This is a genomic window from Mesorhizobium sp. M1143 (assembly GCF_040318435.1).
Classification (GTDB): Bacteria; Pseudomonadota; Alphaproteobacteria; order Rhizobiales; family Rhizobiaceae; genus Mesorhizobium.
Map to the genome: position 1 here is coordinate 1 of NZ_JAMYMJ010000180.1, position 1,141 is coordinate 1,141.

General features: G+C 57.1%; 2 pseudogenes. Both read left to right on the forward strand.

Going from position 1 to position 1,141, the window contains the following annotated elements:
- Positions 1-703 precede the first annotated feature (703 nt).
- Positions 704-805: pseudogene (locus NKH35_RS31785) on the forward strand (LysR family transcriptional regulator); the annotation flags it as partial.
- Between the two features lie 96 nt (positions 806-901).
- Positions 902-1,141 (forward strand): annotated as a pseudogene (locus NKH35_RS31790) (transposase); the annotation flags it as partial.

Sequence of the window (1,141 nt, forward strand, 5' to 3'; positions counted from 1 at the left end):
AATCGATACCGAGCGAAGTCAGTCCCGTGGCAGCCGTTATTTCGCCGCCCGTGGCAGGCGCTATGCCGCCCTCCGACGCGGCGCGCTTCTTGATCATTGCGATTATTTCGTTGGCGAGTTGATCTGCCATCTTGTTCCTTTCCAGCTTGCGTTTTCGGCGTCGTTCAAAACCCGAGTCGCGTCGCGTTGCCAAAATTGCCCCTCATAGAGCCTGTGCGCCGACCAAGCCCAATGCCCATAGCAACCGGACGAGTTCCGGCTTCTGCGGCGTCAGCCCGATGACGAAGAAAAGTCGCCGGCCTCCCGCTTTTGCGCCAGCACATCAAGAATCTGCGTGTAAATGGATAGGAACCGTCGTCAAACGTCAGCTAAACGCTGCGACGGTGGGTGCTGTCAGCGTATTCACTCGGCACCTCATATGTAATCGAGATGTTTCATAGCTCCGGACCAGTTGCGATCAACTATGTACCGGTCGCCATTCGTCGGAGAGTTCGACATGATTTGGAGCGCTGCCTCTCATTCCCAGTACAATCTCCACCGCACGCGACAGATTTCCTCTTTCGGGCTCTTCTCAAGGGACTCGCCACGCGATAGAGGCAGTCATCGGCGCACGTGAGGTCCTGCCAGGTCCATGCGACATTCCGGAAAATTGGTAAAATCGTTTGTTTCAATCAAATTCATCCACGCTATGGATAGCTAAGACATGCGTTTCAAAGGGCTCGATCTGAATCTTCTCGTCGTTCTCGACGCGCTGCTTAGCGAGCGCGGCCTCACGGCGGCGGCACGCAGCATCAACCTAACCAAATTCATGTGGGTTGGTGGATGTGGCGCAAGCCCGTTGAAATGACGTAGGATTTGGTTGCTTAAGCCGATCCGAAATTTCCCGGAGACCACACCTACCATGAACGATCTTGCGCTGCCGCTGAGCGGTTTTTAGTCGGCGGCAAGTCCGTCGTCGCCCGTTTCGACGGCGGCATGCTGTCGTCCAACAGCGGCGTTCTGGCCTAGGCCGAGGTGGAAAAGCGGTTGCGGGTCGCCGAGCGTCTGGCGCGTTGCATCGACGATCCGCGCTGCCCGGACCAGGTCGTCCACAGCCTGGCGGACATGATCGGCTTTCGCATGAAGATGATCGGCGCCGCTA